Source organism: Bradyrhizobium sp. SZCCHNR2028, from assembly GCF_032380995.1.
Lineage (GTDB): Bacteria > Pseudomonadota > Alphaproteobacteria > Rhizobiales > Xanthobacteraceae > Bradyrhizobium.
Window position 1 is genome coordinate 38,482 of record NZ_JAUHJF010000010.1, and the last position, 26,450, is coordinate 64,931.

The 26,450-nt window shown below is 65.8% G+C and carries 21 protein-coding genes and 1 pseudogene; 10 read left to right on the top strand and 12 right to left on the bottom strand.

The window, feature by feature from the left end:
• Positions 1-181 precede the first annotated feature (181 nt).
• A complete protein-coding gene (locus tag QX121_RS17450; RefSeq protein ID WP_315812602.1) occupies positions 182-328 on the bottom strand; it encodes a hypothetical protein in 147 nt (48 codons plus the stop codon).
• Between QX121_RS17450 and QX121_RS17455 the strand changes: the two genes are divergently transcribed.
• Positions 312-824: an isoprenylcysteine carboxyl methyltransferase family protein gene (locus QX121_RS17455; protein WP_315739821.1), complete on the top strand. Its 513-nt coding sequence runs from the start codon at positions 312-314 to the stop codon at positions 822-824. The genes QX121_RS17450 and QX121_RS17455 overlap by 17 nt on opposite strands.
• A gap of 254 nt (positions 825-1,078) precedes the next feature.
• Complete coding sequence (locus QX121_RS17460) at positions 1,079-1,420, top strand: antibiotic biosynthesis monooxygenase (RefSeq protein ID WP_315812672.1); 342 nt, start codon at positions 1,079-1,081, stop codon at positions 1,418-1,420.
• A gap of 202 nt (positions 1,421-1,622) precedes the next feature.
• Here the strand turns inward: QX121_RS17460 and QX121_RS17465 are convergent, their stop codons facing one another.
• A complete protein-coding gene (locus QX121_RS17465; RefSeq protein ID WP_315739822.1) occupies positions 1,623-2,516 on the bottom strand; it encodes a LysR family transcriptional regulator in 894 nt (297 codons plus the stop codon).
• 261 nt (positions 2,517-2,777) lie between these two features.
• Here QX121_RS17465 and QX121_RS17470 point away from each other — a divergent pair, with 261 nt between their 5' ends.
• Genes QX121_RS17470 through QX121_RS17490 form a run of 5 tightly spaced genes read left to right on the top strand, consistent with a single transcriptional unit; the run spans position 2,778 to position 8,792 of the window.
• Positions 2,778-3,254: a formate dehydrogenase subunit gamma gene (locus tag QX121_RS17470; RefSeq protein WP_315739931.1), complete on the top strand. Its 477-nt coding sequence runs from the start codon at positions 2,778-2,780 to the stop codon at positions 3,252-3,254.
• A complete protein-coding gene (locus QX121_RS17475; protein WP_315785187.1) occupies positions 3,251-4,807 on the top strand; it encodes an NADH-quinone oxidoreductase subunit NuoF in 1,557 nt (518 codons plus the stop codon). The genes QX121_RS17470 and QX121_RS17475 overlap by 4 nt, the downstream gene beginning before the upstream one ends.
• Positions 4,808-4,830: 23 nt before the next feature.
• Complete coding sequence (gene fdhF, locus QX121_RS17480; protein ID WP_315812603.1) at positions 4,831-7,710, top strand: formate dehydrogenase subunit alpha; 2,880 nt, start codon at positions 4,831-4,833, stop codon at positions 7,708-7,710.
• A 1-nt stretch (position 7,711) separates the two neighbouring features.
• The gene (gene fdhD / locus QX121_RS17485) at positions 7,712-8,560 is read left to right on the top strand and encodes a formate dehydrogenase accessory sulfurtransferase FdhD (protein WP_315812604.1); all 849 of its coding nucleotides are present in this window, start codon (positions 7,712-7,714) and stop codon (positions 8,558-8,560) included.
• Positions 8,550-8,792, top strand: a complete 243-nt coding sequence (locus tag QX121_RS17490) for a formate dehydrogenase subunit delta (RefSeq protein ID WP_315777578.1) — start codon at positions 8,550-8,552, stop codon at positions 8,790-8,792. Before fdhD ends, QX121_RS17490 begins: the two co-directional genes overlap by 11 nt.
• 33 nt (positions 8,793-8,825) lie before the next feature.
• On the opposite strand, the gene QX121_RS17495 is transcribed toward QX121_RS17490, so the two are convergent.
• From QX121_RS17495 to ltrA, 5 genes are all read right to left on the bottom strand, one after another.
• The gene (locus QX121_RS17495) at positions 8,826-11,783 is read right to left on the bottom strand and encodes a bifunctional [glutamine synthetase] adenylyltransferase/[glutamine synthetase]-adenylyl-L-tyrosine phosphorylase (protein ID WP_315812605.1); all 2,958 of its coding nucleotides are present in this window, start codon (positions 11,781-11,783) and stop codon (positions 8,826-8,828) included.
• Positions 11,780-13,240 (bottom strand): sensor histidine kinase, encoded by a 1,461-nt coding sequence (locus QX121_RS17500; protein WP_315812606.1) that lies wholly within the window; start codon positions 13,238-13,240, stop codon positions 11,780-11,782. Before QX121_RS17500 ends, QX121_RS17495 begins: the two co-directional genes overlap by 4 nt.
• Complete coding sequence (locus QX121_RS17505; RefSeq protein WP_315739932.1) at positions 13,224-13,904, bottom strand: response regulator transcription factor; 681 nt, start codon at positions 13,902-13,904, stop codon at positions 13,224-13,226. Before QX121_RS17505 ends, QX121_RS17500 begins: the two co-directional genes overlap by 17 nt.
• Positions 13,905-14,163: 259 nt before the next feature.
• Positions 14,164-15,747 carry a Do family serine endopeptidase gene (locus QX121_RS17510; RefSeq protein ID WP_315777576.1) on the bottom strand — a complete coding sequence of 528 codons (1,584 nt, stop codon included), beginning with the start codon at positions 15,745-15,747 and terminating at the stop codon, positions 14,164-14,166.
• Positions 15,748-16,528: 781 nt separating this feature from the next.
• The gene (ltrA, locus tag QX121_RS17515; protein ID WP_409997696.1) at positions 16,529-17,905 is read right to left on the bottom strand and encodes a group II intron reverse transcriptase/maturase; all 1,377 of its coding nucleotides are present in this window, start codon (positions 17,903-17,905) and stop codon (positions 16,529-16,531) included.
• A gap of 1,004 nt (positions 17,906-18,909) precedes the next feature.
• On the opposite strand from ltrA, the gene QX121_RS17520 reads away from it, so the two are divergent.
• Positions 18,910-19,989, top strand: a complete 1,080-nt coding sequence (locus tag QX121_RS17520; protein ID WP_315812607.1) for an AAA family ATPase — start codon at positions 18,910-18,912, stop codon at positions 19,987-19,989.
• On the top strand, positions 19,989-20,660 hold the full coding sequence (locus tag QX121_RS17525) for a hypothetical protein (protein WP_315812608.1): 672 nt from the start codon (positions 19,989-19,991) through the stop codon (positions 20,658-20,660). The genes QX121_RS17520 and QX121_RS17525 overlap by 1 nt, the downstream gene beginning before the upstream one ends.
• 119 nt (positions 20,661-20,779) lie before the next feature.
• Here QX121_RS17525 and QX121_RS17530 read toward each other — a convergent pair.
• Positions 20,780-21,247 (bottom strand): annotated as a pseudogene (locus QX121_RS17530) (methyl-accepting chemotaxis protein); the annotation flags it as partial.
• A gap of 503 nt (positions 21,248-21,750) precedes the next feature.
• Positions 21,751-23,094 (bottom strand): HAMP domain-containing methyl-accepting chemotaxis protein, encoded by a 1,344-nt coding sequence (locus QX121_RS17535; RefSeq protein ID WP_315798377.1) that lies wholly within the window; start codon positions 23,092-23,094, stop codon positions 21,751-21,753.
• Positions 23,095-23,246: 152 nt separating this feature from the next.
• Here QX121_RS17535 and QX121_RS17540 point away from each other — a divergent pair, with 152 nt between their 5' ends.
• Positions 23,247-23,378 carry a hypothetical protein gene (locus QX121_RS17540; RefSeq protein ID WP_315739833.1) on the top strand — a complete coding sequence of 44 codons (132 nt, stop codon included), beginning with the start codon at positions 23,247-23,249 and terminating at the stop codon, positions 23,376-23,378.
• A gap of 48 nt (positions 23,379-23,426) precedes the next feature.
• Here QX121_RS17540 and QX121_RS17545 read toward each other — a convergent pair whose 3' ends face one another.
• From QX121_RS17545 to ccmE, 3 genes are read right to left on the bottom strand one after another with little or no spacing between them, the layout of a single operon-like run.
• Positions 23,427-23,915, bottom strand: a complete 489-nt coding sequence (locus QX121_RS17545) for a cytochrome c-type biogenesis protein (RefSeq protein WP_315812609.1) — start codon at positions 23,913-23,915, stop codon at positions 23,427-23,429.
• A 5-nt stretch (positions 23,916-23,920) separates the two neighbouring features.
• Positions 23,921-25,900 carry a heme lyase CcmF/NrfE family subunit gene (locus QX121_RS17550; protein WP_315756468.1) on the bottom strand — a complete coding sequence of 660 codons (1,980 nt, stop codon included), beginning with the start codon at positions 25,898-25,900 and terminating at the stop codon, positions 23,921-23,923.
• The gene (gene ccmE, locus QX121_RS17555; RefSeq protein WP_315756469.1) at positions 25,897-26,433 is read right to left on the bottom strand and encodes a cytochrome c maturation protein CcmE; all 537 of its coding nucleotides are present in this window, start codon (positions 26,431-26,433) and stop codon (positions 25,897-25,899) included. The genes QX121_RS17550 and ccmE overlap by 4 nt, the downstream gene beginning before the upstream one ends.
• Between the last annotated feature and the right edge of the window lie 17 nt (positions 26,434-26,450).

Here is a 26,450-nt window from a genome sequence, read left to right on the forward strand (position 1 = left end):
GCTCTCTCGCGCGCCGTGCTCACCGATGTTCGCGACGCAGACGGTGGGCACGCGCCGCCCTGCGGGCGGCTCTTTGCCCACCCTACGCCAGCTACAAAAACGTCGTCCTGCACGGCTGCATCGACAAAGACCGCTGTCGTCCCAGCAACCTCTCGCGGTACATGACGCCCAAGGTCTGCAATCATCTGCCCTTTTCGCCGCGTGCGCTGACATCGGCCTCGCACTTAGTAAGCAACATTAGCAGAATGTGGTATTGACGCACCTGCGCATCGGCAACTAAGGCAATCGCTCCGAAATCTGGAGTGCCGAGCGTGATCATCGCCTTCATTGTCGCCGCCTTTGCCTATCGTTTCGCCATGCTCGCCGTCTCGATCCGCAACGAGAAGCGGCTGCGCGCCAACGGCGCGACCGAATACGGAGCATCGGTTTCGCGCTGGCTTGCGATCGCCCATGTCGCCTTCTACCTCGCCGCGACGACCGAGGGCCTTGTCCGCGACGCCCCGGTCGACGCCGTCAGCATCACGGGGTTCGTGATCTATCTGTTCGGTGCGGTGATGCTGTTCGTGGTGTCACGGCTGCTCGGCCGGTTTTGGACCGTCAAGCTGATGATCGCGCGGGATCATGCGCTGGTGACGCATCCGCTGTTCCGGATGGTCCGCCACCCCAACTACTTCCTCAACATCCTGCCCGAGCTGATCGGCTACGCCCTGACGCTGCACGCCTATGTCACGCTCGTGGTCGGCATGACCATCTATGCCGTGCCGCTCGTCTTGCGCATCCGGCAGGAGGAGAAAGTGATGCGGGAGAGGTTTGCGGGCTATTAGTCCTGCCACGCCACGATCACCCTCAATTCGGGGGGCGTCAATGGGAGGGCGCGAAGCGGCCTCGCTGACGATGGAAGCTGGAACTCCATATGGTTCGGGACGGCGGATTCCGGGTTCAAGGCCTATAGGTCTTGCCCCGGAACGATGGTGGCTGTCTGACACGTCGGTCGCAGAAAGCGCAATTTTGACCAAGTGCACTGCCACCGGCCTGTGCGAGTTCTCGGGTGAACATCATCACGACGGAGAACGATCAGATGCTGAAGCGTATATGGCGCGGCTGGACCAGGGCGGCGGATGCCGATGCCTATGAGGAGCTGCTGCGGTCGACAATCTTTCCGGCCATTGTGGATCAGGCAATCGAAGGATTTCTAGGCATCGAGCTGCTGCGCAGACCGCTGGAGGCCGAGGTCGAATTCGTGACGATCATGACCTTCGTCGATCAGGCGGCGGTGGTTCGCTTTGCAGGTCCAGCGCGTGACACGGCGGTGGTGCCGCCCGCGGCGCGGAAGCTGCTCAGCCGCTATGACAGCCATGCCGCGCATTATGAGCTGAAGACCACGCGCCACGCGCAAGGTCAGGGTTCCCCGACCGCATGAGAGCCCGAAGTCTGCCGATGACGCCAGCGAGGTCGGTGACGACGCCGACCGTCGCCACGGCAGCAACCTGGATTGCCTCGTTGCGCTCGCAATGACGAGAGGAGCCAGTTTGCGCCGTCATGGCGAGCGCAATCCGGGGCCATTGTTCACCGTCGGTGGTGAGACACGGCGTCAGCGGCAACTCAGCTGCCGGACATGCGCCTCACGCCTGCAGGCTCGGTGCGACCTCGCGCGCGACCTGCACCAGGGCTGCGATCAGCGGCGTCATCGGGTCACGCTGCGGGATGACGAGGCCGATCTGGTAGTTGATCACGGGATCGATGATCGGGATCGAGCGCACCTTGTCGGCGAGGCCGAGCGTCTCGGCAAGCTTGGCCGGCATCACACTGGCCCAGCGGCCGGTCTTCACATGGGTGTAGAGCACGAGCAGCGAGTTCGAGGTGAGCGTTGGCGTGACGTCGTTACCGGCGGCGCGCAGCGCGCGGTCGATGATGCGGCGGTTCTGCATGTCCGGCGTCAGCAGGCACAGCGGCACCTGCCCGACCTCCTGCCAAGTCACCTGCTCGCGATCGCCGAACATCGCGTCGGGCGCGGTCAGCAGGCGGTAGCTTTCGTTGTAGAGCGGGATGGTGCGGACACGGCCGATCGGCTCGTTCTCGATGTAGGTCAGGCCGGCATCGACCTCGAGATTCTCCAAGAGGCCGAGCACGTCGGCCGACGTGCACGACATGATGCGGAACCGGACCTCCGGATGCTTGGCGCGGAACGGCGTCGTCAGCGAGGCCACCATGCCGAGCACGGTCGGCACCGCCGCGATGCGGATCTCGCCCGACAGCTTGTCCTTGAGGCCGTTGATCTCCTGGCGCATCGCACGGAAGTCGCCGACGATCCGGCGCGCCCAATCCAGCGTTCGCTCGCCTTCGGGCGTGAACCCCTGGAACCGCGATCCCCGCTGCACCAGCATCACGCCAAGGATCTCCTCCAGCTGCTTGATGCTGGTCGACATGGTCGGCTGGGTGACGCCGCACGCCTCCGCCGCCCGGCCAAAATGACGCTCCTTGGCCAACGCCAGCAGCAGTTCGAGCTTGTCGATCAAGAGGTCGGCCTTCCAGCGGTTGAACGGCCCGGTTCCGCACGTTTTCGGCGTTGCCAGCCATGGTGAAACCCTATCACGACGAGGGGGGCGCCGACATGGTAAAACACGCCGCAGCCCTGTCGCGCGAACGCCTGTTTTTCGTCAACTTCTAGCTATCTCTCGATTGCGTTTCGCTATCGCAGCACGGGACTGCTTTATTGATATCTCGAGCAATTCCAATTTGGATGTGCGAAACGCTTGCAACGCAGAATCGGGATCAGGATGACGCCGGTGTACGAAAGTTGGGACGCGGCGCGCGGCGCCGAGATCATCGCCGAACATAGCAGCATGGAGGGCGCAACCTTGCCCATCCTCCATGCGTTGCAGGAGACGTTCGGCTACGTGCCGGAGGATGCCATTCCGATGATCGCGTCCGCCCTGAACCTGTCGCGCGCCGAGGTTTACGGCGTGTTCACGTTCTACCATGATTTCCGCGCCAAGAAGGCCGGTCGTCACGTGCTGAAGCTGTGCCGCGCCGAAGCCTGCCAGGCCGCCGGCGGTGATGCGCTCGCGGCGCGCGCCGAGGCCAAGCTCGGCGTCGCCCTCGGCAACACCACGGCTGACGAGCGCGTCACGCTCGAGCCGATCTACTGTCTCGGCCTGTGCGCAACCGCGCCGTCGGCCATGCTCGATGGACGCCTGGTCGGCCGGCTCGACGAGGCCCGGATCGATGCTCTCGTCTCGGAGGCCCAGCGATGAGCGTGCGTCTTTTTGTCCCGTGTGATGCCGGCGCGCTCGCTGTCGGCGCCGATGAGGTCGCGCAGGCGCTGCACAAGGCGGCGCTGGAGCGCAATGTCGACATCGAGATCGTCCGCAACGGCTCGCGTGGGTTGTATTGGCTGGAGCCGCTGGTCGAACTGGAGACGGCGCAGGGCCGCTTCGGCTTTGGTCCCGTGACCGCTGAGGACGTGCCGTCGCTGCTGGATGCGATCATCGCCGACAAGTCGCACAAGCTCTCGCTCGGCCTGACCGAGGAGATCCCGTGGCTGAAGCGGCAGACCCGCCTCACCTTCGCCCGCTGCGGCATCGTCGATCCGCTGTCACTCGAGGACTATCGCGCCCATGGCGGCTACAAGGGTCTCACGCGCGCGCTGACGCTGTCGCCGGATGCGGTCATTGCCGAGGTCACGACGTCGGGCCTGCGCGGCCGCGGCGGCGCCGGCTTCCCGACCGGCATCAAGTGGAAGACGGTGGCGCAGACGGCGGCCGACCGCAAATACGTCATCTGCAACGCCGACGAGGGCGACAGCGGCACCTTCGCCGACCGCATGCTGATGGAAGGCGATCCCTTCGTGCTGATCGAAGGCATGACCATCTGCGGCATCGCGGTGGGCGCCACCAAGGGCTACATCTACACGCGCTCCGAATATCCGCACGCGATCGCCACCATGACCAAGGCGATCGACATCGCCCGGAAGGCCGGCCTGCTCGGCGACAAGATCGCCGGCTCCAACCACACCTTTGATCTCGAGGTGCGCACCGGCGCCGGCGCCTATGTTTGCGGCGAAGAGACCGCGCTGATGGAAAGCCTCGAAGGCAAGCGCGGGCTGGTTCGCGCCAAGCCGCCGCTGCCCGCCCATCATGGCCTGTTCGGCAAGCCGACCGTGGTCAACAACCTGCTATCGTTCGCCGCGATCCCCTTCATCCTCAATGAAGGCGCCAAGGCCTATGCCGATTTCGGCATGGGGCGCTCGCGCGGCACGATGCCGATCCAGATCGCCGGCAACGTCAAGTTCGGCGGCCTGTTCGAGACCGCGTTCGGCATCACGCTGGGCGAACTCGTCGACGACGTCGGCGGCGGCACCCTCACTGGCCGCCCTGTCCGCGCGGTGCAGGTCGGCGGGCCGCTCGGCGCCTACTTCCCGCGTGCGCTGTTCGACACGCCGTTCGACTACGAGGCGTTCGCGGCCAAGGACGGCCTGATCGGCCATGGCGGCATCGTCGTGTTCGACGACACCGTCGACATGTCGAAGCAGGCACGCTTCGCGATGGAGTTCTGCGCCATCGAATCCTGCGGCAAGTGCACGCCGTGCCGCATCGGCTCGACCCGCGGCGCCGAGACCATCGACAAGATCCGCCGCGGCGAGCGCGTCGCCGAGAATATCGCTCTGGTCGAGGACCTCTGCGGCACTATGAAGCTCGGCTCGCTGTGCGCACTTGGCGGCTTCACGCCCTACCCTGTGCTATCAGCGCTCAGGCACTTCCGCGAAGATTTCGGACCCCAGCAGCCGCGCCTGCAGGCCGCGGAATAGGCTATCGGGAAAGGACACCGACCATGTCGCTCATCCACGAAACCGATTACGGCACGCCCCGCTCCAAGTCCGAGACGATGGTCACGCTCACCATCGACGGTCAGAGCATCACCGTTCCCGAAGGCACCTCGATCATGCGCGCGGCCATGGAGGCCGGCACGCAGATCCCGAAGCTGTGCGCGACCGACATGGTCGATGCGTTCGGCTCCTGCCGCCTCTGCCTCGTCGAGGTCGAAGGCCGTGCCGGCACCCCGGCCTCCTGCACCACACCGGTGGCCGCGGGCCTCGTCGTCCACACCCAGACCGAGCGGCTGAAGAAGCTGCGCAAGGGCGTGATGGAGCTCTACATCTCCGACCATCCGCTCGACTGTCTGACCTGCGCCGCGAATGGCGATTGCGAGCTGCAGGACATGGCCGGCGCGGTCGGCCTGCGCGACGTCCGCTACGGCAACCAGGGTGAGAACCACGTGTTCGCTGACGCCTGCGGCGAGGCCAATCCGGCCTGGCTGCCGAAGGACGAATCGAACCCCTATTTCACCTACGATCCATCCAAGTGCATCGTCTGCTCGCGCTGCGTCCGTGCCTGCGAGGAGGTCCAGGGCACGTTCGCGCTGACCATCTCCGGCCGCGGCTTCGACAGCCGGGTGTCGCCGGGCATGAGCGAGAGCTTCCTCGGCTCGGAATGCGTGTCCTGCGGCGCCTGCGTGCAGGCCTGCCCGACCGCGACCCTGACCGAGAAGAGCGTGATCGAGATCGGCCAGCCCGAGCATTCCGCCGTCACCACCTGCGCCTATTGCGGCGTCGGCTGCACCTTCAAGGCCGAGATGCGCGGCGAAGAAGTCGTGCGCATGATGCCCTACAAGGACGGCAAGGCCAATCGCGGCCATTCCTGCGTCAAGGGCCGCTTCGCCTATGGCTATGCGACCCACAAGGAACGCATCCTCAAGCCGATGATCCGCGAGACCATCGACCAGCCCTGGCGCGAGGTCTCCTACGACGAGGCCTTCAAGTTCGCAGCCGACAAGCTGCGCGGCATCCAGGCGAAGCATGGCCGCGACTCGATCGGCGGCATCACCTCGTCCCGCTGCACCAACGAAGAGACCTATCTGGTGCAAAAGCTGATCCGCGCCGGCTTCGGCAACAACAACGTGGACACCTGCGCCCGCGTCTGCCACTCGCCGACCGGCTACGGCCTTGCCACCACCTTCGGCACCTCGGCCGGCACGCAGGACTTCGACTCGGTCGAGGACAGCGACGTCATCATGGTGATCGGCGCCAACCCGACCGATGCGCATCCGGTGTTCGGCTCGCGCATGAAGAAGCGGCTGCGCCAGGGCGCCAAGCTGATCGTCGTCGATCCGCGCAAGATCGACCTCGTGAAGTCAGCGCACATCAAGGCGGACTATCATCTGCCACTGCTGCCCGGCACCAACGTCGCCATCCTGACCGCGCTGGCGCATGTCATCGTCACCGAAGGCCTCGTCAACGAGACCTTCGTGCGCGAGCGCTGCGACTGGAGCGAGTTCCAGGACTGGGCCGAGTTCGTCGCGCTCGAGAAGAACAGCCCCGAGGCGATCGCCAGCATTTCCGGCGTGGACCCGGAAGCGATCCGCGGCGCGGCCCGGCTCTACGCCAAGGGCGGCAACGGCGCGATCTATTACGGCCTCGGCGTGACCGAGCACAGCCAGGGCTCGACCACGGTGATCGCGATCGCCAACCTCGCGATGGCGACCGGCAATATCGGCCGCCGCGGCGTCGGTGTGAACCCGCTGCGTGGCCAGAACAACGTGCAGGGCTCGTGCGACATGGGCTCGTTCCCGCACGAGCTGCCGGGCTACCGGCACATCTCGGGCGACGCCGTGCGCGACCAGTTCGAGGCGATGTGGAACGTCAAGCTCAACCCTGAGCCGGGCCTGCGCATCCCGAACATGTTCGACTCCGCGATCGAAGGCACCTTCATGGGCCTCTACGTGCAGGGCGAGGACATCCTGCAGTCGGATCCCAACACCACGCATGTGGTGCAGGCGCTGTCGTCGATGGAGTGCGTCATCGTCCAGGACCTGTTCCTGAACGAGACCGCCAACTACGCCCACGTGTTCCTGCCCGGCTCGACCTTCCTGGAGAAGGACGGCACCTTCACCAACGCCGAGCGCCGCATCCAGCGCGTGCGCAAGGTGATGAGCCCGCGCAACGGCCTCGCCGATTGGGAGGTCACGATCGGTCTCGCCAAGGCGATGGGCTTCGAGATGAAGTACAACCATCCGTCCGAGATCATGGACGAGATCGCGGCGCTGACGCCGACCTTTGCCGGCGTTTCCTACCAGAAGCTCGAGGAGATGGGCTCGGTGCAGTGGCCCTGCAACGAGAAGTTCCCCGAGGGCTCGCCGATCATGCATGTCGACGGCTTCGTCCGCGGCAAGGGCAAGTTCGTGGTCACCGAGTATGTCGCGACCGACGAGCGCACCGGCCCGCGCTTCCCGCTGCTGCTGACCACCGGCCGCATTCTGTCGCAGTACAATGTCGGCGCTCAGACAAGGCGCACCGACAACGTGGTGTGGCATGGCGAGGACGTGCTGGAGATCCATCCGCACGACGCCGAGCAGCGCGGCATCCGCGACGGCGACTGGGTGCGGCTGACCAGCCGCGCCGGCGAGACCACGCTGCATGCGCTGATCTCCGAGCGCGTGGCGCCGGGGGTGGTCTACACCACCTTCCACCACCCGCTGACCCAGGCCAACGTCATCACGACAGACTATTCGGACTGGGCGACCAACTGTCCGGAGTACAAGGTCACGGCGGTGCAGGTGTCGCAGTCCAACGGCCCGTCGGACTGGCAGAAGGCCTATGACGAGCAGGCCCGCAACTCGCGTCGCATCGCCCCGATCGTGGAGGCGGCGGAGTAGCATGACCGATGCAGTGCGCATCGCGGATCGTCTGGTCTGGCGCGACGGAGCCCTCACCGAGGGCCACCGCCGCGTGCCGGAGGAGACCGCGGTCGCGCTGACCTATAATGGCGGCACCCAGGCCGTCATGATGGCGACCCCGCAGGATCTCACCGACTTCGCCGTCGGCTTCAGCCTCAACGAGGGCATCATCGCCAGCCGCGACGACATCATCTCGCTCGATGTCGTCGAGCTCACCGACGGCATCGAGCTCAGGATGTGGCTGCCGCCGGAGCTTGCTGCGCGCATGGCAGAGCGCCGGCGCAGCCTCGCCGGTCCCACCGGCTGCGGACTATGCGGCATCGACTCCATCGCGGAAGCGGTGCGGCCGGTGGCGCGCGTGCCCGCGGGCCGGCGCTTCGCACCGCGCGACGTCATGACCGCGCTCGCCGCGATCGAGCCGCTGCAGAAGCTCAATCGCGAGACCCGCGCCGTGCACGCCGCGGCGTTCTGGACGCCGGCGCGCGGCATCGTTGCGCTCCGCGAGGATGTCGGCCGCCACAATGCGCTCGACAAGCTCGCCGGCCACCTCGCGCAGGCGCGAAGCATTGCGACCGAAGGCATCGTGCTCATGACGAGCCGCGTCTCCGTCGAGCTGGTGCAGAAGGCCGCGGCTATGGGCGCCCCCGTTCTGGTCGCAGTGTCAGCACCGACCGCGCTCGCCATCCGCATGGCCGAGTCCGCGGGGATCACGCTGATTGCGGTGGCCCGCAACGACGGCTTCGAAATCTTCACCCATCCCGACCGGATCGTCGCGAGCGCCGAGACCGGCGCGCGATCAACACAGACGGACAACACCCATGTCGCATAACCCCTCCGAGCGCCTCGTCTACATGGCCAACCAGATCGGCAAGTTCTTCCAGAGCCAGGGCCAGGAGAAGGAGGTCGCCGGCGTCGCCGAGCACATCAAGAAGTTCTGGGACCCGCGGATGCTCAAGACGATCTATGCGCACCACGACGCCGGCGGCGCCGGCCTCGACCCGGCGGTCAAGGAAGCGATCGGCCGGCTGAAGCAGGCGGCGGTCGCCAAGGAAAAGGCATAGGCGGCCGGCTGTCCTACCGCGCGCCTGGTCCGGTCATCCCTCCACGAGTGCGGTGAACACGCGCCGCACCTCGGTCTGCGTTTCGCGCAGCCTCGCCTCGAGCGCCGAGAAATCCGGCGCGTCGCCCGCCCGGGTCATCACCCGCAGCAGGTCCTCGCCGGCCTGATCCGGCTTGAACTTGTCGCTGACGCACAGCCGCACGATCTGCGTCAGATCGTGATAGAGCCGCGCGGCCTGACGCAGGATCACGGCTTCAGCACGCGGTAGCACGCCGAGCCGCTCGGCATTGTCCAGCACCGCAAGCGTGCTGACATCGAGAATCTCCGGCGTCGTCGCGGCATGGACGAGCTGCAGATATTGCGCGACGAAGTCGATGTCGACCATGCCGCCGGCGGCGTGCTTGAGATCCCACAGATCGGCCTCGCCCTTCTCGGCGGCGATCGCGCGGCGCATGTCGGCGACGTCGCGCGCGATCGCGCTCCTGTCGCGCGGCCGGCGCAGCGCCGCCTGGATGATCTCCTCGATGCGCGCCCGAAACGCCGGCGACGCCGAGATCACCCGCGCGCGCGTCAGCGCCATGTGCTCCCAGGTCCACGCCTCCTGCTCCTGATAATGCGCGAAGGAATTGATGTGCGAGGCCAGCGGACCGGCGCGACCCGACGGCCGCAGCCGCATGTCGATGTCGTAGAGCACGCCGTAATTGGTGCGCGACGTGAAAGCCGAAATCAGCCGCTGGGTGAAGCGTGCAAAATAGTGCGCGCCCTGCAGCGAGCGCTCGCCGTCGGAATCCGGCGCGTCGGCATCGAAATCATACAGCAAAATCAGGTCGAGATCGGACGAGGCCGTCATCTCGCGCGCGCCGAGCCGCCCCATCGCGACGATCGCGGTCTCCTGGCCCTTGATGCGGCCATGCTGGGCGGCAAAGCGGTCGGTCACGAGATCATGCACGGTGTGCACGATGCCCTCGGCGACATCGGCGAACGCGGTGCCGGCCTGCTGCGCCGACACCGTCCCGGAGAGGATGCGCGTGCCGATCAGGAACAGGCTCTCCTGGCCGAACAGCCTGAGACGATCGAGAAACTCCTCATAGGTCCCGGCATCCTGCAGCGTCGACGCCAGCCGCTCCGACAATTCACGCCGGTCCGGGATGGCGCCGAAGAAGCGCGGATCGATCAGGCCGTCCATCAGCCGCGGCTGCCGCGCCAGCATGTCGCCGAGCCGAGGCGCCGCCCCGAGCACGAGCGCAACGAGCGCAACGAGGTCGCGGTTCTGCCCGAGCAGGGTGATCAGGCGGCCGCCAAGCTGCAGTGCCTGCAGGAAACGGTCGAACGCGACGACCGCGCGATCCGGCTCGTCGGCATGGGCGAGCCCATCGATCAGCGCAGGCAGGAAATCGGTGAACGCGGTGCGCGTCGCATCGGTGCGGAACACGCGGTACTCGCCCGCGAGCCATTGCTGCAGGGTCTTGGCGACCATCACGGGATCGCGGAAGCCCAATGCGGCAAGATGCTCCATCAGGCGCGGTTCGTCGGGACCGGCGCCGTAGTTCACCGCCGGCAGGCTGACGGTGCCGGTGGGATCGCCCTCGAACAGCCGGGCGTAGTGTCCCTGCACGACGTCGAGATGGAACAGCAGATCGGTCGCGAACCGCTCGCGGCTGTCGTAGCCGAAGAAGCATGCGAAGCGGCTCACGCCCTCGACATCGTCGGGCAGGCTGTGGATCTGCTCGTCCGCCATCATCTGCAGCCGGTGCTCGACCCGGCGCAGGAACTCATAGGCCGTGGTGAGCTCGTCACGCGCCTGCTCCGTGATCCAATTGCTGGCGGTGAGCACGTCGAGCGCCTGCAGGGTCGGACGCACCCGCAGCTCGGGGTGTCTTCCACCGGCGATCAGTTGCTGGGTCTGGGCGAAGAACTCGATCTCGCGAATGCCGCCGCGCCCGACCTTGACGTTGTGGCCCTCGACCGCGATCTCGCTGTGGCCGCGATAGACCTGCATCTGCCGCTTCATGTCGTGGACGTCGGTCAGCGCCTGGAAGTCGAGATGCTTGCGCCACACGAAGGGCGACAACTCGGCCAGCATCGCCTCGCCCGCGACGACGTCGCCGGCGCAGACCCGCGCCTTGATCATCGCGGCGCGCTCCCAGGTGCGGCCCTCGCGCTCGTAGTAGTGCAGCGCCGCCTCGGTCGACATCGCCACCTGCGTCGAGGCCGGATCCGGCCGCAGCCGGAGATCGACGCGGAACACATAGCCGTCCGCGGTGCGGCTCTGCAGCAGCCGCGCCATCGCTTGCGTCACGCGGACGAAGAACGGCTGCGGCTCGATGTCGCGCGCCAGCGAATTGACCTCGGGGTCGAAGAACACGATCAGGTCGATGTCGCTCGAATAGTTGAGCTCGCCCGCGCCCATCTTGCCCATCGCGAGCACGAACAGGCCGCTGCCCTGCTCCGGATCGTCGGCATCAACGGGCGCAAGCCGGCCGCGCACCGTCTCCAGGCGCAGCAGATACCGCAGCGCCATCTGCACCGAGGACACCGCGACGTCGGTCAGCCCCGCCGTCACCTGCATCACCGGCCACACGCCGCCGATGTCGCACAGCGCGATCAGCAGCGCCGCCTCGGATTTCAGCCGCCGCAGCAGGCTCATCACCTCGGTTTCGCTGGAGGCGGCGAACACCTCGCGGCCGGTGCGGGCGATCAGCTCGGAAAGGTGCGCCTGCGGGTCGCAGCGCAAGAGACGGTCCAGGCGATGGCCGTCGGCGCGCACGAGATCGAACAGATAGGGCGAGCACTCGGCAATCCCGAGCAGGATGGTTCGCGGCCAGCCGCCGGCGAGCAGCGCGCGGAGCGAGACGGCCAAGGACGGCTCGAGCTCGGCGAGCCACTCGTGAAGCCGGTGTTCGGCTTTGTCGGGCGCACGGACATGCGGGCCGGCAACGAAACGTTCGGCCAGCATCTGCCCGTCCGCGTTTCCCGGCGCGGAGGAGGTCATGCGGCCTTCTGTGGCACATCCTGCGCCGGCGCCGCAAGCTTCGCGGGCACGCCGGCACCGGCCGGCAGCACCAGGGTCGCGACAAGGCCCGGCCTGGCATCGCCGAGCCGGAGCTCGCCGCCATGCAGGGTCGCCACCGCGGAGGCGAGGCTGAGGCCGAGGCCGGACCCCGGCAAGGTGCGGGACGCCTCCAGCCGGACGAAACGCTCGACGGCGCGCTTGCGCTCGGCCTCGGGAATGCCCTCGCCATGATCGGTGACGCTGAGCAGCACCTGTCCGCCCTCGCGCCGCGCCTCGATCAGGATCTCGCGGCTATCAGCGGCGGCGGCGGCATCGAGCGGCAGCGCCGCCGGATTGCCGTATTTGATCGCGTTCTCGACGAGATTGGCGAGCGCCTGGCTGATCAGCTCGCGATTGCCATGCACCGGCGCGGCCGCGGCCTTGACCCGCAACGTCATCTCATTGTCCTCGGCCAGCGGCTCGTACAATTCGTGGATGCCGCCGGCGACCTCGGCCGCGTCGAACTCGACCATGTCGCCGCGCGCCTGCCCGGACTCCGCCCGCGCGATCATCAAGAGCGCATTGAAGGTCCGGATCAGGCCGTCGGATTCCTCGATCGTGCGCTCCAGCGCGGCGCGATATTCGTCCTCGGAGCGCGACTTCGCCAGCGCCTCCTCGGCGCGGTTGCGCAGCCGCGTCAGCGGCGTCTTCAGGTCATGCGCGATGTTGTCGGAGACCTCCTTGAGGCCGGTCATCAGCGCCTCGATGCGCTCCAGCATCGCGTTGAGATTTTCGGCCAGGCGATCGAGCTCGTCGCCGCTGCGCCCGACCGGCAGACGGCCGGAGAGATCGCCATCCATGATCCGCCGCGTCGTGCCGGTCATGGCATCGATCCGGTGCAGCACGCGCCGCGCGACGAAGATGCCGCCGCCGATGCCGAGCACGACCACCACCAGCACCGACCATTGCGCCGCCTTGGCAACGATGCCGAACAGGCGGCGGCGCTCCTCGAGATCGCGGCCGATCAAAAGCCGAAAACCGCTGGAGAGCTGCGTGACATAGACCAGCGCGCGGTGGCTGTGCTCGGTGCTGTCGTCGAGCCGCCGGTAGAACGTCTCCGACCAGCCGGACGAGCCCATCACGCCCGGCGCGAGCGAGCCGACATTGCCGGCGATCGCCTGCCCGGTCGGCGTTGTGATGAGATAGAGATTGGCGCCGGGCCGCAGCGCGCGGCTCTCGATCGCGCCGACGATTCCGCGCAGGCCCCAGCGGGCGAAGATGTCGGTCATCTCGCTGATCTCGGAGGTGACCGTGGTCGAGATCTGCTCGGTGATGAGGCGGCGGGTGTTCCAGGCGAAATAGCCGAGCAGCGAGGCGGCGAACAGCGCAAACAACAGCAGATAGACCAGCGTCAGCCGGAACGCCGTGGTGCGGATCAGCTTACCGAAGGCCGTCACGGATCATATACCCCGCGCCGCGGATGGTATGGAGCAGCGGGCGGTCGAACCCCTTGTCGATCTTGGAGCGCAGCCGCGAGATGTGGACGTCGATCACGTTGGTCTGCGGATCGAAGTGATAATCCCAGACGTTCTCGAGCAGCATCGTGCGCGTGACCACCTGCCCCGCGTGCTTCATCAGGTATTCGAGCAGGCGGAACTCGCGCGGCTGCAGGGTCAGCTCGTCCTTGCCGCGCGCAACCCTGTGAGAAAGACGGTCGAGCTCGAGATCGCCGACCTTGTAGGTCGTCTCCTCGGCCGGGCCGCCGTGGCGGCGCGACAGCACCTCGACGCGGGCGAGCAGCTCGGCAAAGGCGTAGGGCTTCGGCAGATAGTCGTCGCCGCCGGCGCGCAGGCCCTTGATGCGGTCATCGACCTGGCCGAGCGCCGACAGAATGAGCACCGGCGTCCGGTTGCCCTCGTCGCGCAGCGCGCCGATCAGCGACAGGCCGTCGCGCTTGGGCAGCATGCGGTCGACCACCAGCACGTCGTAATCCCCGCTTTCGGCCATGGCGAGCCCCTCCTCGCCGTCGCTGGCGAGGTCTGCGACATGTCCGACCTCGCGGAACGCCTTGACCAGATAGTCGGCGGACTCGCGGTCGTCTTCGATGATCAGGAGGCGCATTGCGGAAACGGGGGCGGTGGTCACGGTTGGTGTCCATCTACATGGACCGGCCGCGGTTTCCGTGCAAGGCGGCGTGGGCCCGGGGTTGATCGGCAGCAAAGTGGGCGGTGAGGTTGGGGGACCTCACCGCCCGAGTTCCTTCCGACGGAGGGGGGCGTTGTCCAACGGAAGGTCTGTGGAAGCGGAACTTTAAGCCCGCCCCAGGAAGAGCCGCCGACGCGGGGGCACTTGCCGGCGGCCTCCCATCTCGTAAGGGCTCTTAGCCCTTGGCCAGCGGCACCGCGACGAAGCGCGACTGGCCGCCGCTCTTCACGCGCATCAGCACGCTGTTCTTGTTGTCGGCCTTCGCGGCGTTGATGGCCTCGCGGACGTCACCGGCAGAGGTCACCGACTTGCCCGCGACCTCCAGGATGACGTCGCCTTCCTTGAAGCCGCGATCGGCGGCCGCGCTCTTCGGATCGACCTCGGTGACGACGACGCCGTCCTTGCCGGCGCCGGCGACGCTCGAAGCGGGCGCGACGGTCATGCCGAGCTTCGGCACGTCGGCGCCGCGGGTCGGGCTCGCATTGTCGCCGCCGGTGTCGGCCTTGGCCTCGATCGTGTTCGGCAGCTTGCCGAGCGTCAGGTTGATGGTCTTCTCCTGGCCCTTCTGCAGGACGTTGAGCTTGACCGAGGCGCCCGGCGCAATGCCGCCGATGGTGCGGGCGAGCTCACGCGCGTCCTTCACCGGCTCGCCATTGACCGCGGTGATGACGTCGCCGGACTGGATGCCGGCCTTCGCCGCCGGACCATTGGCCTGGGGCTCTGCGACCAGCGCGCCCTCGGCCTTCTTCATGCCGAGGCTGTCGGCGATATCCTGCGTCACCGGCTGGATCTGCACGCCGATCCAGCCGCGGCTGACCGAGCCGCTGTCCTTGAGCTGCGCGATCACACTCTTCACCGTCGAGGCGGGGATCGAGAACGCGATGCCGACGCTGCCGCCGGACGGCGAATAGATCGCGGTGTTGACGCCGACCACATTGCCGTCGACATCGAACGCCGGACCGCCGGAGTTGCCCTTGTTCACGGGCGCGTCGATCTGGATGAAATCGTCATAGGGGCCGTTGCCGATGTCGCGGCCCACCGCCGAGACGATGCCGGCCGTCACCGTGCCGCCGAGGCCGAACGGATTGCCGACCGCCAGCACCCAGTCGCCGATGCGCGGCTTGCCGTCGGCGAGCTTGGCGAACGGGAAGTTGGTGCTGCCCTCCACCTTGATCAGCGCGAGATCCGTGCGCTGGTCGGTGCCGATCACCTTGGCGCTGTAGGTCTTGCCGTCGTCGGTCGTCACCTCGACCTTGTTGGCGCCGTCGACCACGTGGTTGTTGGTCACGGCATAGCCGTCGGCGGAGATGAAGAAGCCGGAGCCCTGCCCGGTCACGGCGCGACCACCGCCGCGGCCGCCGCGGCCCGGCATGCCGGGAATGCCGTTCTCACCGCCGAAGCGGCGGAAGAAGCGCTCCATCGGCGAGCCCGGCTGGAACGGCGTATCGTCGTCGCTGTCGTCCTTGGCGACCTTCTCCGCGATGTTGACCTTGACCGAAATCACCGACGGCTTCACCCGCTCCACGATGTCGGCAAAGCCGACGGGGCGCGCGACCTTGCTGACCTCGTTGGCGACCTGCGCGTGCGCCGAGGTCGAGAACAGATCGACCGGCGCCCCCTGCGGCGACAGGCCATAGGCGGCGACGCCGAGGCCCGCGACCACGGAGGCCATCAGCGCGAACTTGCGCGCCGAGAACAGCCCGCGCCGGGGCTGGCGATAGGACGGAAGCGAGGACAGGTCGGTCGGACGGTCAGTCATACGGTTTTCTCCGCAAGCGATTTTGGTCAAGGTCTAAACTGGGGTCCCGGGCTGTGCGCCCCGTTCGCCAGTGAAGATGGGGGCCGCCGCCTTACGGCGTGCTGGCTGCGGCGTTAAACTTCTGTAATGGACGGACACGAACACTGCGGCGGAATGGCGCAGATGGTGGAGCGCGGGTGAAAAGACGTTTGCGCCCAATAACTTGCCAAAGCCTCGGCCGCCCTCTGGCCGCCATCATTTTGGCCGCTCCAACCAAAGTCGCACCCAGCGACGGCCCGACCGGGCCGCTCGGCCGGGCGATGACAGTTAGGCGAAAGCCGCCGCTCCACTCCATCCTGTCATTCCCCGCGAAAGCGGGGAATCCAGCACGCCGAGCCCTCTCGGTTCAACAATGACCGCTCCGGCGTACTGGATCCCCCGCTTTCGCGGAGGATGACAGTGGAGTGTGAGGCACACCGCCTGTCCCAATCTCCGTCATTGCGAGCGCAGCGAAGCAATCCAGGGTGGTGGGCGGGACTCTGGATTGCTTCGCTGCGCTCGCAATGACGCGGAGAGATCTCGATCCACACTATCAAACAGCACTTGGAGAACATAACCGAGAGACGAGCCCCATCATCCTCGCGACGCATCCCGCGCCCGAGCTATGCCCTTGAACTCGTGCCCTCACGTCGAGGGCACAGGGAAGGCCGGGCGCTGGCCGATCGGGATAGGGGGGAGTCTCGCGACTCCACCCCTCCCACACCACCGTACATACGGATCACGTATACGGCGGTTCGGCGGATTAAGCGGCTTTGCGGGCTGCGAGGAAAGGCAGGCCGAGTGAGGCGAACAAGGACCTTGGCAGAGCGTTGGCCAGTGCGGCGCTGTTGGCGAGCCGCCAGGGACCACGTGGGTTGCCGGCGGTTTTAAGCGCCGTCTCCCGGTCGACGCCGCGGCGTCGCAGCTCGTCGAAGCGAGTAGGACCGCACTTCCATTGGGTCCAGACGACGGCGCGCAACCGCCGCCTGATCCACTCATCGAGCTTGCGCAACACCGACGGCGTCTCGCAGAACCCGAAGTAGCCGCGCCATCCCTTCAGATACAGCGCCAGCTTCTCGATGATCTGCTCCAGGCTTCGGCCAGACTGTCGCCCCGTCAGCTCCCGAACTCTCGCCTTGCAACGGGCAATGGCCTCAGGCGCGATGCGCCGGCGCGGCTTCTTCCCCTGCGTAAAGCTGAAGCCCAGGAACTTGCGGTGGCTCGGTCTGGCGACCGCGCTCTTGGCCCTGTTCACCTTGAGCTCGAGGCGCCGTTCCAGGAATCTCTCGATGCTCGCCATCACCCGCTCGCCCGCCTTCCGACTGCGCACATAGATGTTGCAGTCGTCGGCATAGCGCACGAAGCGATGACCTCGCCTCTCCAGCTCCTTGTCCAGCACGTCCAGCATCAGGTTCGACAGCAGCGGCGAGAGCGGCCCGCCTTGCGGCGTTCCTTCCTCCGTCGGGCTGACCAGCCCTCCCTCCAGCACGCCCGCAGTCAGGAAGCCGCGGATCAGCTTCAGGAGTCGCTTGTCGGCAACCCGCTTGGCGACCAGCCCCATCAGGATGTCGTGATTGACCCGGTCGAAGAACTTCTCCAGATCGATATCCACCACGACCGCGTGCCGGGACGCAATGTAGGTCTGCGCCTTCGCCACCGCCTGATGCGCCGAGCGGCCCGGCCGGAAGCCGAAGCTCGTCTCGGAGAACGTCCGATCCCATTCGCTTTGCAGCACCTGCAGAACCGCCTGCTGGATGAAGCGGTCGAGCACCGTCGGGATGCCGAGCAGCCTGACGCCGCCCGATGCCTTCGGAATCTCGACACGCCGCACCGGCTGCGGCTTGTAGGTGCCGTCGAGCAGTTGGGCGCGGATCGCGAGCCAGTTCACCTTCAGGTAGGCCGGCAGATCATCCACGGTCATCCCGTCGACCCCCGCCGCGCCCTTGTTGCGCTTCACTCGGTCCAATGCCTTCTTCAGGTTCTCACGTGCGACGATCCTTTCCATCGACGGTCCCGCGACCGCCGTCTGATCGAGACAGGCTTTCGCCGCGCGAGCTTCGGCCGCCCCGGCGCCGGCCCGCGGGGCTTCACCCCTCGGTCCGGGGCGAGGGTTCAGATTGCTCTGAGCTTCCTGCCGCATTGGGTCGTGCGAGATCACCGCTCCACCAGAACTTCCATCGTTCGGGCCTTCGGCGGTACGCTGCCGCCTACTATGCCCTCTGCTGACTTCTGCGTCGCGTTCAGATCGCCTTGCAACGACCTCAGTCCCGTTGCCGGGACACGACGCAGATCTCCCGAGGTAAGACCGACCGCCTTCACCGCATGCCCGTCGGATCTACCACCCCGCCCCTTGATGACCGTGGACTTCGCGATTGGTGGCTCGCTCGTCCGGCCGGGTAGGCCTCACATCCGATGTTTGTTCATCGGGCCGCGGCTTTGCTCCACGCTGTCTTCAGACCCCACCTCGCGATGACGCCCTTGCGCTTCGCTAATCCTTCGCCGCCATCAGGCTGGATAGAGGACTTCCACCTCCAAGCTGTCGTTCATACTCGGCACACCGCCCGTGGCCCGCCTGCGGAAAAAAATGCAGGCGGCAGGTACCACAGGTCTGGCCGAACACGCCCGGCCCTCCCTGTGCGATGGTGTTAACGATTATACGTGATCTCCCCGGGGACCGGCTGTCTTGCCCCCGTCACCGGCGGATCATCACCACCGGCTTGGCCGCAGCATCGGGCGACCAGGACCACACGATTTCCCGTCCGCGATCCGCCGTTCGTCGGCGAGGCCAAAGCCCCGCTGCGGCAGCCCGCGTCCATCGCATTCCGAAACCCGCGTCCGTGACGATCGCGATACGCTCCCTCAGCGGAACGGAATGGGTGGAGGATAAGGGTGATTTGGGGTGCGAGGCAAGAGGATTTTTGATTTTCGGAAGTTTTGACGACATCTCCGAAGATCTGGATGACCTGGGAGGGGGGCGGAGCCAAGGATGATGGACTAAAGCTTCCAGGGCCAATCCCGCCGTAACCAGCCAAATTCTGTTCGCCACAGCTATCGATTGTCGCGGGGGAGTGAATCGCGGCGACTTTCGTGATAGTTGAGTGATAGCGGAAAGAAGGGCACACCCTTCAGTTTGGATTTGAGGCGATGCTCACAGGACTGCAAGTTCAGAATTTTAGATCGCTTCGAGACGCTTCCGTTTCCAAACTGAAGCGATTAAATTTGGTGACCGGAAGAAATGCTGGCGGAAAGACGTCCCTTCTTGAGGCAGTGTTCCTCAACTGCGGTGGGGCAAACGCGAACCTACTATTCTCAATCAACACGTTTAGGGGCGACACGGTTCTTCACGCCGAGACTGACCGGGTTTTCTCTACCTGCTTCTCCAATCTTGATATCCGCAAGACGATCACGATTTCGGCCGACGAGAAGCGTCAGCTTAAATCTCGCCCCCGCGTTCTCACCATTGACGGCCAAACAAGCACTCAGACAAAACTGGGCCAAGCACGTCCGTCAACGTTCCTCTCTGGAGTGCATGTGCGCTTTAGCGGTGCCAACGGGAAGTCTTCCTCAACTGTGAGCATGGAATATTCGGATCCCACGTTGCCTGTTGGTTTGCCGCCTGCTTCTCCAATTCATCATACCGGCGGCCCTAACCCGAAGGACGTAATATTTGGACAATTCTTGTCTCCGTACGTCCGTGAGGCGTACCACGAAACCTACAATCAGCTAACCGAGGTCATTAAGGAGAAGGGAGTGGAGAGCCTTTTGAAGACTCTTCAGCTCATTCAGGCCGACATTCACGGGTTAGAAGCTCTCACGGAGCAGGGCCAACCAATGATCTATGTGGATACCGGTGCATCAAAACTGCTGCCTGCCTCAGTCCTTGGAGCCGGCTTCTTTCACGTCCTTCGACTGGCGCTGTCAATGTCTCGAATAGAAAGGGGCATATTGCTGATCGATGAATTGGAAGATGGCTTGCACTATAAGACTTTTCCGCGCGTACTCTCCGCCATCATTGACTTTCTGGAACACGGAAAAGATACGCAAGCATTTATCACTACCCATTCGTCAGAGCTGATCGATTCTGCGCTCAAAGTAGTCCAAGAACGAGGGTTCAATGATTTTTGCCTTCTGAACATGACCCGCTCGGACGACGGCACGAAGATCGCATATTTCAGTCCGGATGAAGTTGCGTATGCCAAGGAGCTTGAGGCGGAGCTGCGTTGATGAGCTCTTATTATCTGAAGAAATTTGATCTCGCGGCCAAGCCGAAAACCACTCATCTATTCCTAGCAGAGGGCGAGGCTGAAGTCGGGCTAGTGGATCAATATCTCAATCAGATCGGTGCAGATTTTGAGACAACTAGCATACTGTGTTTTCGTGGATTGACCAAAGCTGCTACATTTGTTCCGACCCTCGCAAAGTTAATGGAGAAGGGCGCAACCGGACTTGATCAGCTTCGAGGGATTGGGATGCTCGCCGATTCAGAGAACGATCCCGTCGCACGTCTCAATATGGCTATTCAATTTGGCGTCGCATTAGCCTTTCCTAGCTGCTCTGGTGACATTCGAGACTTAGGTAGGCACGAAAGCAGAAACCGCAGGTTTGCAGTTTCACTTTCGCCCGCAAACGACAAGGTGGGCCGGATTGAAAACTTGGTTCTAGCCGAAGTCGCTAACGACGACGTATTCAAGTGTGTTGAGCAGAGCTTCGCATGCATAGCCGCCGCCAACGGCACCGAGGTGGACGAAAAAGCCAAAGTTCAAATGTTCATAAGCGCGAAAATCAATAGTAGTATGGCCGGCATACAACATGCCTTCGCGAAGGGCATTTTTCAGTGTGCGGCTCCGGTGTACGATCCAGTCCGATCTATGCTTGATTACATTCTGGCGGCTTAGCGGGCAGGCCGCGCACCAGCCAATGGCGAAACCTAAATCAAACGACACGCGCAGAAATTTGTAACGCACTAGTACTAATCCGCCCTGCTAATCCGTCGTCGGCGCAACTCTCCTCCCCCTCACGCCGCCTGCAACGACCCCAGGAACCTACTCACCTCGCGCTTCAGCCTCCCGCTCTCCGCCGACAACGACCTTGCCGCCGTCAGCACCCGCGCCGACGCTGACCCCGTCTCCGACGCCCCCCGCTGCACGTCGTCGATGTCGCGGGAGATGCGCTGGGTACCGTTGGCGGCGTGCCGAATGTTGCGGGAGACCTCCTGGGTGGCGGCGCCTTGCTCTTCCACGGCGGCGGAGATTTCCGACAGGCGGCCGATGGTGCTGCCGATCTCCTTGATCGAGCCGACCGACTCCTCGGTGGCGGCCTGGATGCCGGAGACCTGCTGGGCGATCTCACCGGTGGCCTTTGCGGTCTGATCGGCCAGCGCCTTGACCTCGGCGGCGACCACCGCGAAGCCGCGGCCGGCCTCGACGGCGCGCGCCGCCTCGATGGTGGCGTTGAGCGCCTGGAGGCTGGTCTGGCCGGCGATGGTGGAGGTCGGCAGGCGTCGCCCGGATGAGCGCAGCGATATCCGGATTCATATCGACAGGGCGTGAGACCCCCGATGTCGCTTTCGCTCATCCGGGCTGCGAGACCGCCGCTATGACGCGAGCGGGCACCACACCCGCCGCTGTCGTCCCTGCGAACGCAGGGACCCATACTCCGTGACGGTCGTGGTGAAACAAGACTGGTCCGGCATCACGCGCAACGACATCTCCCTGGGGTTATGGGTCCCTGCGTTCGCAGGGACGACAGTGGAGAGCTGGGTAGCGGTGTCGCGTTATGACGACAACTTGTAGGGCGGCTTAGCCGCAGGCGTAAGCCGCCACGATCCAAGCTCGGTCTGCAGTGGCGGATTACGCTGCGCTAATCCGCCCTACTCGACCGAACGCGTCGCCCGGATGAGCGCAGCGATGTCCGGATTCGCCTCGAGAGCGCGTGAGACCCCGGATGTCGCTTCGCTCATCCGGGCTACGGGCGAGGTGCCCGCTACTAGCTCGCCTTGACGCTGACAATGAACGCATCCACCTCGCGCTTCAGCGTCTCGGCCTGTTGCGACAGCTCGCCGGCGGCGTCGCGAGCCTCAGAGGCGAGGCGGCCGGTTTCGGCCGAGGTGGACGTGATCTGGGCGATGTGGTTGGAGACGTCGAGGGTGCCGCGGGCGGCTTCCTGGACGCTCTTGGAGATGTCCTGGGTGGCGTTGCGCTGCTGCGAGGTGTCGACCTCGATGCCGGACATGATGGCGCTGATCTCGGAGAGCGTGGTCGAGATGCCGTCGATGGCGCCGCGGGTCTCGGCGGTGATGCCCTGGATGCTGGCGACGTGGGCGGAGATCTCGTCGGTCGCCTTGCTGGTCTGGTTGGCGAGGTTCTTCACCTCCGACGCCACGACCGAGAAGCCCCTGCCGGCCTCGCCGGCGCGGGCGGCCTCGATGGTGGCGTTCAGCGCCAGCAGGTTGGTCTGCGAGGCGATCGCCTGCACCAGCTGGACGACGGCGCCGATCTTCTCGGCGGCGTCCGACAGCGAATGGATGGTGTTCTTGCTCTTCTCGGCCTGCGACGCCGCGCCCTCGGCGCGCTGGGTGGCGTCGGAGACGCGGCGGCTGATGGTGCCGATCGAGCTCGACATCTCCTCGGCCGAGCCGGCCACCGTCTGGACGCTGCGATTGGCGTGGTTGGCGGCGGCCTCGACCGCATTGGCTTTAGCAGAGGTGTCGTTGGCGGCGCGCGACAGGGTCTCGGCATTGCTCTTCAGCCGGACCGCCGAGGACGCCACGCTGCCGACGACGCTGGCGACGAGCTCGTTGAAGGAGTGGATGCGGCCGTCGAGAAAGCGCGAACGCTCGCCCTGGCGCTGCGCCTCCTGCAGCTCGCGCTCCGTGAGGCGCTGGCGCTCGATGCCGTTGGTCTTGAACACCTCCAGCGCGCCGGCGAGCTGGCCGATCTCGTTGCTGAGGCCGAGGCCGGGAATGCGCGTGTCGAATTTCTGGTCGGCGACGTCGCGCATGGCGCTGACCATCGCGGCGAGCGGGCGCAGGATGCCGTTCTGCACGGCGGCGTAGGTCATCAGGCAGACGGCGCTGGCGAACACGGCAATGGCGACGCAGGCCATGAGGAAGTAGGAGAACGCCGAATGCGCCTGCTGATAGGTCAGCATCGCATGATCACGCGCGGGGCCGCTGAGACTGGCGAAATCCGACGACAGGCTGGTGATCTGGTTGTTGAGATAGAGCACCGCGATGAAGCCGGTGCCGCCGCCGATCGCCAACAGCATGAGGAGAGAGGCCACGACGCCCCCCACGAGGAAGCGGATCGTCAGATTACTGTTGGAGAACATCGGCTTTGCCCGGGTACGTCAGACGGAATGTCAACGCACACTTCCAGACAAAGGTAAAATAAGATGAAAGCACGGGGGCGGGGCGAGCACGGGGTTTTGCGGGCTACCGGCCGAAGCAAGATGGAGCATCGAAGGCGTGCTGGACGCTGACCATGAGCACTCCGGCCACGTTCTGCCTTCCGCTCCTCACCCTGAGGAGCCCGCCGCAGGCGGGCGTCTCGAAGGGCGAGGCCCGCGCTGTGGCCTCATGGTTCGAGACGGCGCTGCGCGCCTCCTCACCATGAGGGTGAGCTCCGAAACCGGCGCGGCGCATCGACCATGAGTCGCGCACTTCATGTCGCCGGCGGCTGCTTTTCCGCGGCCATCAGCGCCGCAAGCCGCGCCTCCTCGTCGGCCGTCAGCTTCGGCGTGGCCTCCGGGCCGCGCTGGCCGCGGCGGCGCACCTGCAGCCACAGCGCGAGGCCGCCGCCGAGCAGCAGCACCGGCGGCAGCAGCCACAGCAACAGGGTCTGGCGCTCGAAGCGCGGCTTCAGCAGCACGAACTGGCCGTAGCGCGCGACCAGGAAATCCAGCACTTGATTGTCACTATCACCGGCGGCGAGACGCTCGCGCACCAGGAGGCGCAGGTCGCGCGCCAGCGGCGCATCGGAATCGTCGATCGACTGGTTCTGGCAGACCATGCAGCGCAGCTCGCGCGACAGAGCGCGGGCGCGCTGCTCCTTGGCCGTGTCGGCCATGACCTCGTCGGGCTGCACCGCATGCGCCACCGGCGCGGCGAGCAGCAGCAGCGCGAGCGCCGCGAGACCGAGAATGCGTCGCATCCGCCCTACTCCGCCGGCTGCAGCGCGTGCGCGGCACGCGCCGGCCGCGGCGCACCGACACGGAGACGACGATCGGACAGCGACAGCAGGCCGCCGAACGCCATCAGCACCGGACCGAACCAGATCAGCAGCACGAGCGGCTTGTGATAGATGCGCACGGCGAGGCCGCCGTCGGCGGTGGCGTCGCCGAGCGAGACGTAGAGCTGGCTGACGCCGCGGGTCATCAGCGCGGCTTCCGTCGTCGACATGCCGCGGGTGGCGAAGCTGCGCTTGCTCGGCGTCAGGACGCTGAGCTGCCTGCCGTCCTCGCTGATGACGAAGGTGCTGACGACCTCGCTGAAGTTCGGGCCCTGGCGCTGGGTCATGCCGTCGAACTTGATCTGGTAGCCGGCGAGATTGCGGACGTCGCCGGGACGGAGCGTGCTGATCAGCTCGCTGTTCCAGGTGGTCTCGCAGACGATGCCGAGCAGCGCGACGCCGAGGCCGGCATGCGCGAACGCCGTGCCCCACACCGAGCGCGGCAGGCCGCGGGTCCGGTGCAGCGCGGTCCTGAACGGCACGCGGGCCACGCCGCTGCGCTCGACCAGATCAACGACGGAGCCGGTGATGACGAACACACCGAGGCCGATGCCAACAGGCGCCAGCGCGCTGCCGCCGCGCGCCCACGCCCAGACGATCGCGATCGCCACCAGCGCGGTGATGCCGGCCGCGAGCAGCCGCTGCATCGCGGCGACGAGATCGCCGCGCTTCCAGGCCAGCATCGGGCCGAACGGCACCATCAGCAGCAGCAGCGCGAACAAGGGGCCGAAGGTGATGTTGTAGAAGGGCGCGCCGACCGAGAGCTTGAAGTCGAGCGCCTCCATGATCACCGGATAGAGCGTGCCGAACAGCACGGTGGCACAGGACACGGTGAGCAGCAGATTGTTCAAGACCAGCGCGCCCTCGCGCGAGATCGGCGCGAACAGGCCGCCCTGCTTCAGCGCGGTGGCCCGGCCGGCGAACAGCGTCAGGCTGCCGCCGATGAACAGCACGAGGATGCCGAGGATGAAGACGCCGCGCGTGGGATCGCTGGCGAAAGCGTGCACCGAGGTGATGACGCCGGAGCGCACCAGGAAGGTGCCGAGCAGGGACAGCGAGAAGGTCAGGATCGACAGCAGGATGGTCCAGACCTTGAGCGCGTTGCGCTTCTCCATGACGACGGCGGAGTGCAGCAGCGCGGTGCCGGCGAGCCAGGGCATCAGCGAGGCGTTCTCGACCGGGTCCCAGAACCACCAGCCGCCCCAGCCGAGCTCGTAATAGGCCCAGTACGAGCCCATGGCGATGCCGAGCGTCAGAAATATCCAGGCCATCAGGGTCCACGGCCGCACCCAGCGCGCCCAGGCGGCATCGATGCGGCCCTCGATCAGCGCGGCGATGGCGAACGAGAACGAGATCGAGAAGCCGACATAGCCGAGATAGAGCATCGGCGGATGCACGGCGAGGCCAATGTCCTGCAAGACAGGGTTGAGGTCGCGGCCCTCGATCGGCGGGGTGGCGAGCCGCGTGAACGGGTTCGAGGTGGTCAGGATGAACAGATAGAACGCGGTCGCGACCCAGGCCTGCACCGCGAGGACGCGGGCGCGCAACGACAGCGGCAGATTGTTGCCGAAGGCCGCGACCATGGCGCCGAACAGCGCCAGGATCGACACCCACAGCAGCATCGAGCCTTCGTGGTTGCCCCACACGCCGGTGACCTTGTAGAGCAGCGGCTTCATCGAGTGCGAGTTCTCGAACACGTTGGCGACGGAGAAATCCGAGGTCACGTGCAGGGTGATCAGCGCGATGAAGGACAGGCCGGCGAACAGCAATTGCGCCAGCGCCGCCGAGCGGCCGACATTCATCAGCGCGACGTCGCGCTGGGCGGCGCCGAGCATCGGCACGGTGGACTGGATCAGCGCCAGCGCGAGCGCCAGCACCAGGGCATAATGTCCGCTCTCTGCGATCACTGCGTCGCTCCTGCCGCGCTCTTGTCAGCTCCCTCGCGCATCGACACCGGGCTTGGTGTGGCTGCGCCGGCTGGCTTGGCGCCGGCTTGCGGCTTGCCGTAATCGTCCTTCCAATGGCCCTGCTTCTTCAGGCTGTCGGCGACTTCCTTGGGCATGTAGGTCTCGTCATGCTTGGCGAGCACGGTGTCGGCCTTGAACACGCCGTTGGCATCGAGCGCGCCCTCGGCGACGACGCCCTGCCCTTCGCGGAACAGGTCCGGCAGGATGCCCTTGTAGGCGACCGGCAGCTTGGCCCCGCCGTCGGCGACCTCGAAGCTGATGTCGAGATCGTCGCCGCGCTTCAGCGAGCCCGGCTGCACCAGTCCACCGAGCCGGAAGCGCTTGCCCGGGCCGATATGCTTCTCCGCCACCATGGTCGGGGTCGAGAAGAACACGATGGAGTCGCGCAGCGCGTTGAGCACCAGCCCTGCCGCGACCGCGAGCACGAACAGCGCACCGCCGATGATCGTCAAACGCCTCTGCTTGCGTGTCATCCCGTCATCCCGTTGGC

Bases quoted from the DNA above. Each gene is read 5' to 3' on its own strand.
- QX121_RS17470 (WP_315739931.1), top strand. From the start codon at position 2,778: ATGACGCCGGTGTACGAAAGTTGGGACGCGGCGCGCGGCGCCGAGATC.
- QX121_RS17505 (WP_315739932.1), bottom strand. From the start codon at position 13,904: ATGCGCCTCCTGATCATCGAAGACGACCGCGAGTCCGCCGACTATCTG.
- QX121_RS17495 (WP_315812605.1), bottom strand. From the start codon at position 11,783: ATGACCTCCTCCGCGCCGGGAAACGCGGACGGGCAGATGCTGGCCGAA.
- QX121_RS17475 (WP_315785187.1), top strand. From the start codon at position 3,251: ATGAGCGTGCGTCTTTTTGTCCCGTGTGATGCCGGCGCGCTCGCTGTC.
- fdhF (WP_315812603.1), top strand. From the start codon at position 4,831: ATGTCGCTCATCCACGAAACCGATTACGGCACGCCCCGCTCCAAGTCC.
- QX121_RS17545 (WP_315812609.1), bottom strand. From the start codon at position 23,915: ATGCGACGCATTCTCGGTCTCGCGGCGCTCGCGCTGCTGCTGCTCGCC.
- QX121_RS17535 (WP_315798377.1), bottom strand. From the start codon at position 23,094: ATGTTCTCCAACAGTAATCTGACGATCCGCTTCCTCGTGGGGGGCGTC.
- QX121_RS17540 (WP_315739833.1), top strand. From the start codon at position 23,247: ATGAGCACTCCGGCCACGTTCTGCCTTCCGCTCCTCACCCTGAGGAGC.
- QX121_RS17460 (WP_315812672.1), top strand. From the start codon at position 1,079: ATGCTGAAGCGTATATGGCGCGGCTGGACCAGGGCGGCGGATGCCGAT.
- QX121_RS17510 (WP_315777576.1), bottom strand. From the start codon at position 15,747: ATGACTGACCGTCCGACCGACCTGTCCTCGCTTCCGTCCTATCGCCAG.
- QX121_RS17520 (WP_315812607.1), top strand. From the start codon at position 18,910: ATGCTCACAGGACTGCAAGTTCAGAATTTTAGATCGCTTCGAGACGCT.
- ltrA (WP_409997696.1), bottom strand. From the start codon at position 17,905: ATGCGGCAGGAAGCTCAGAGCAATCTGAACCCTCGCCCCGGACCGAGG.
- QX121_RS17450 (WP_315812602.1), bottom strand. From the start codon at position 328: ATGAAGGCGATGATCACGCTCGGCACTCCAGATTTCGGAGCGATTGCC.
- QX121_RS17525 (WP_315812608.1), top strand. From the start codon at position 19,989: ATGAGCTCTTATTATCTGAAGAAATTTGATCTCGCGGCCAAGCCGAAA.
- QX121_RS17490 (WP_315777578.1), top strand. From the start codon at position 8,550: ATGTCGCATAACCCCTCCGAGCGCCTCGTCTACATGGCCAACCAGATC.
- ccmE (WP_315756469.1), bottom strand. From the start codon at position 26,433: ATGACACGCAAGCAGAGGCGTTTGACGATCATCGGCGGTGCGCTGTTC.
- fdhD (WP_315812604.1), top strand. From the start codon at position 7,712: ATGACCGATGCAGTGCGCATCGCGGATCGTCTGGTCTGGCGCGACGGA.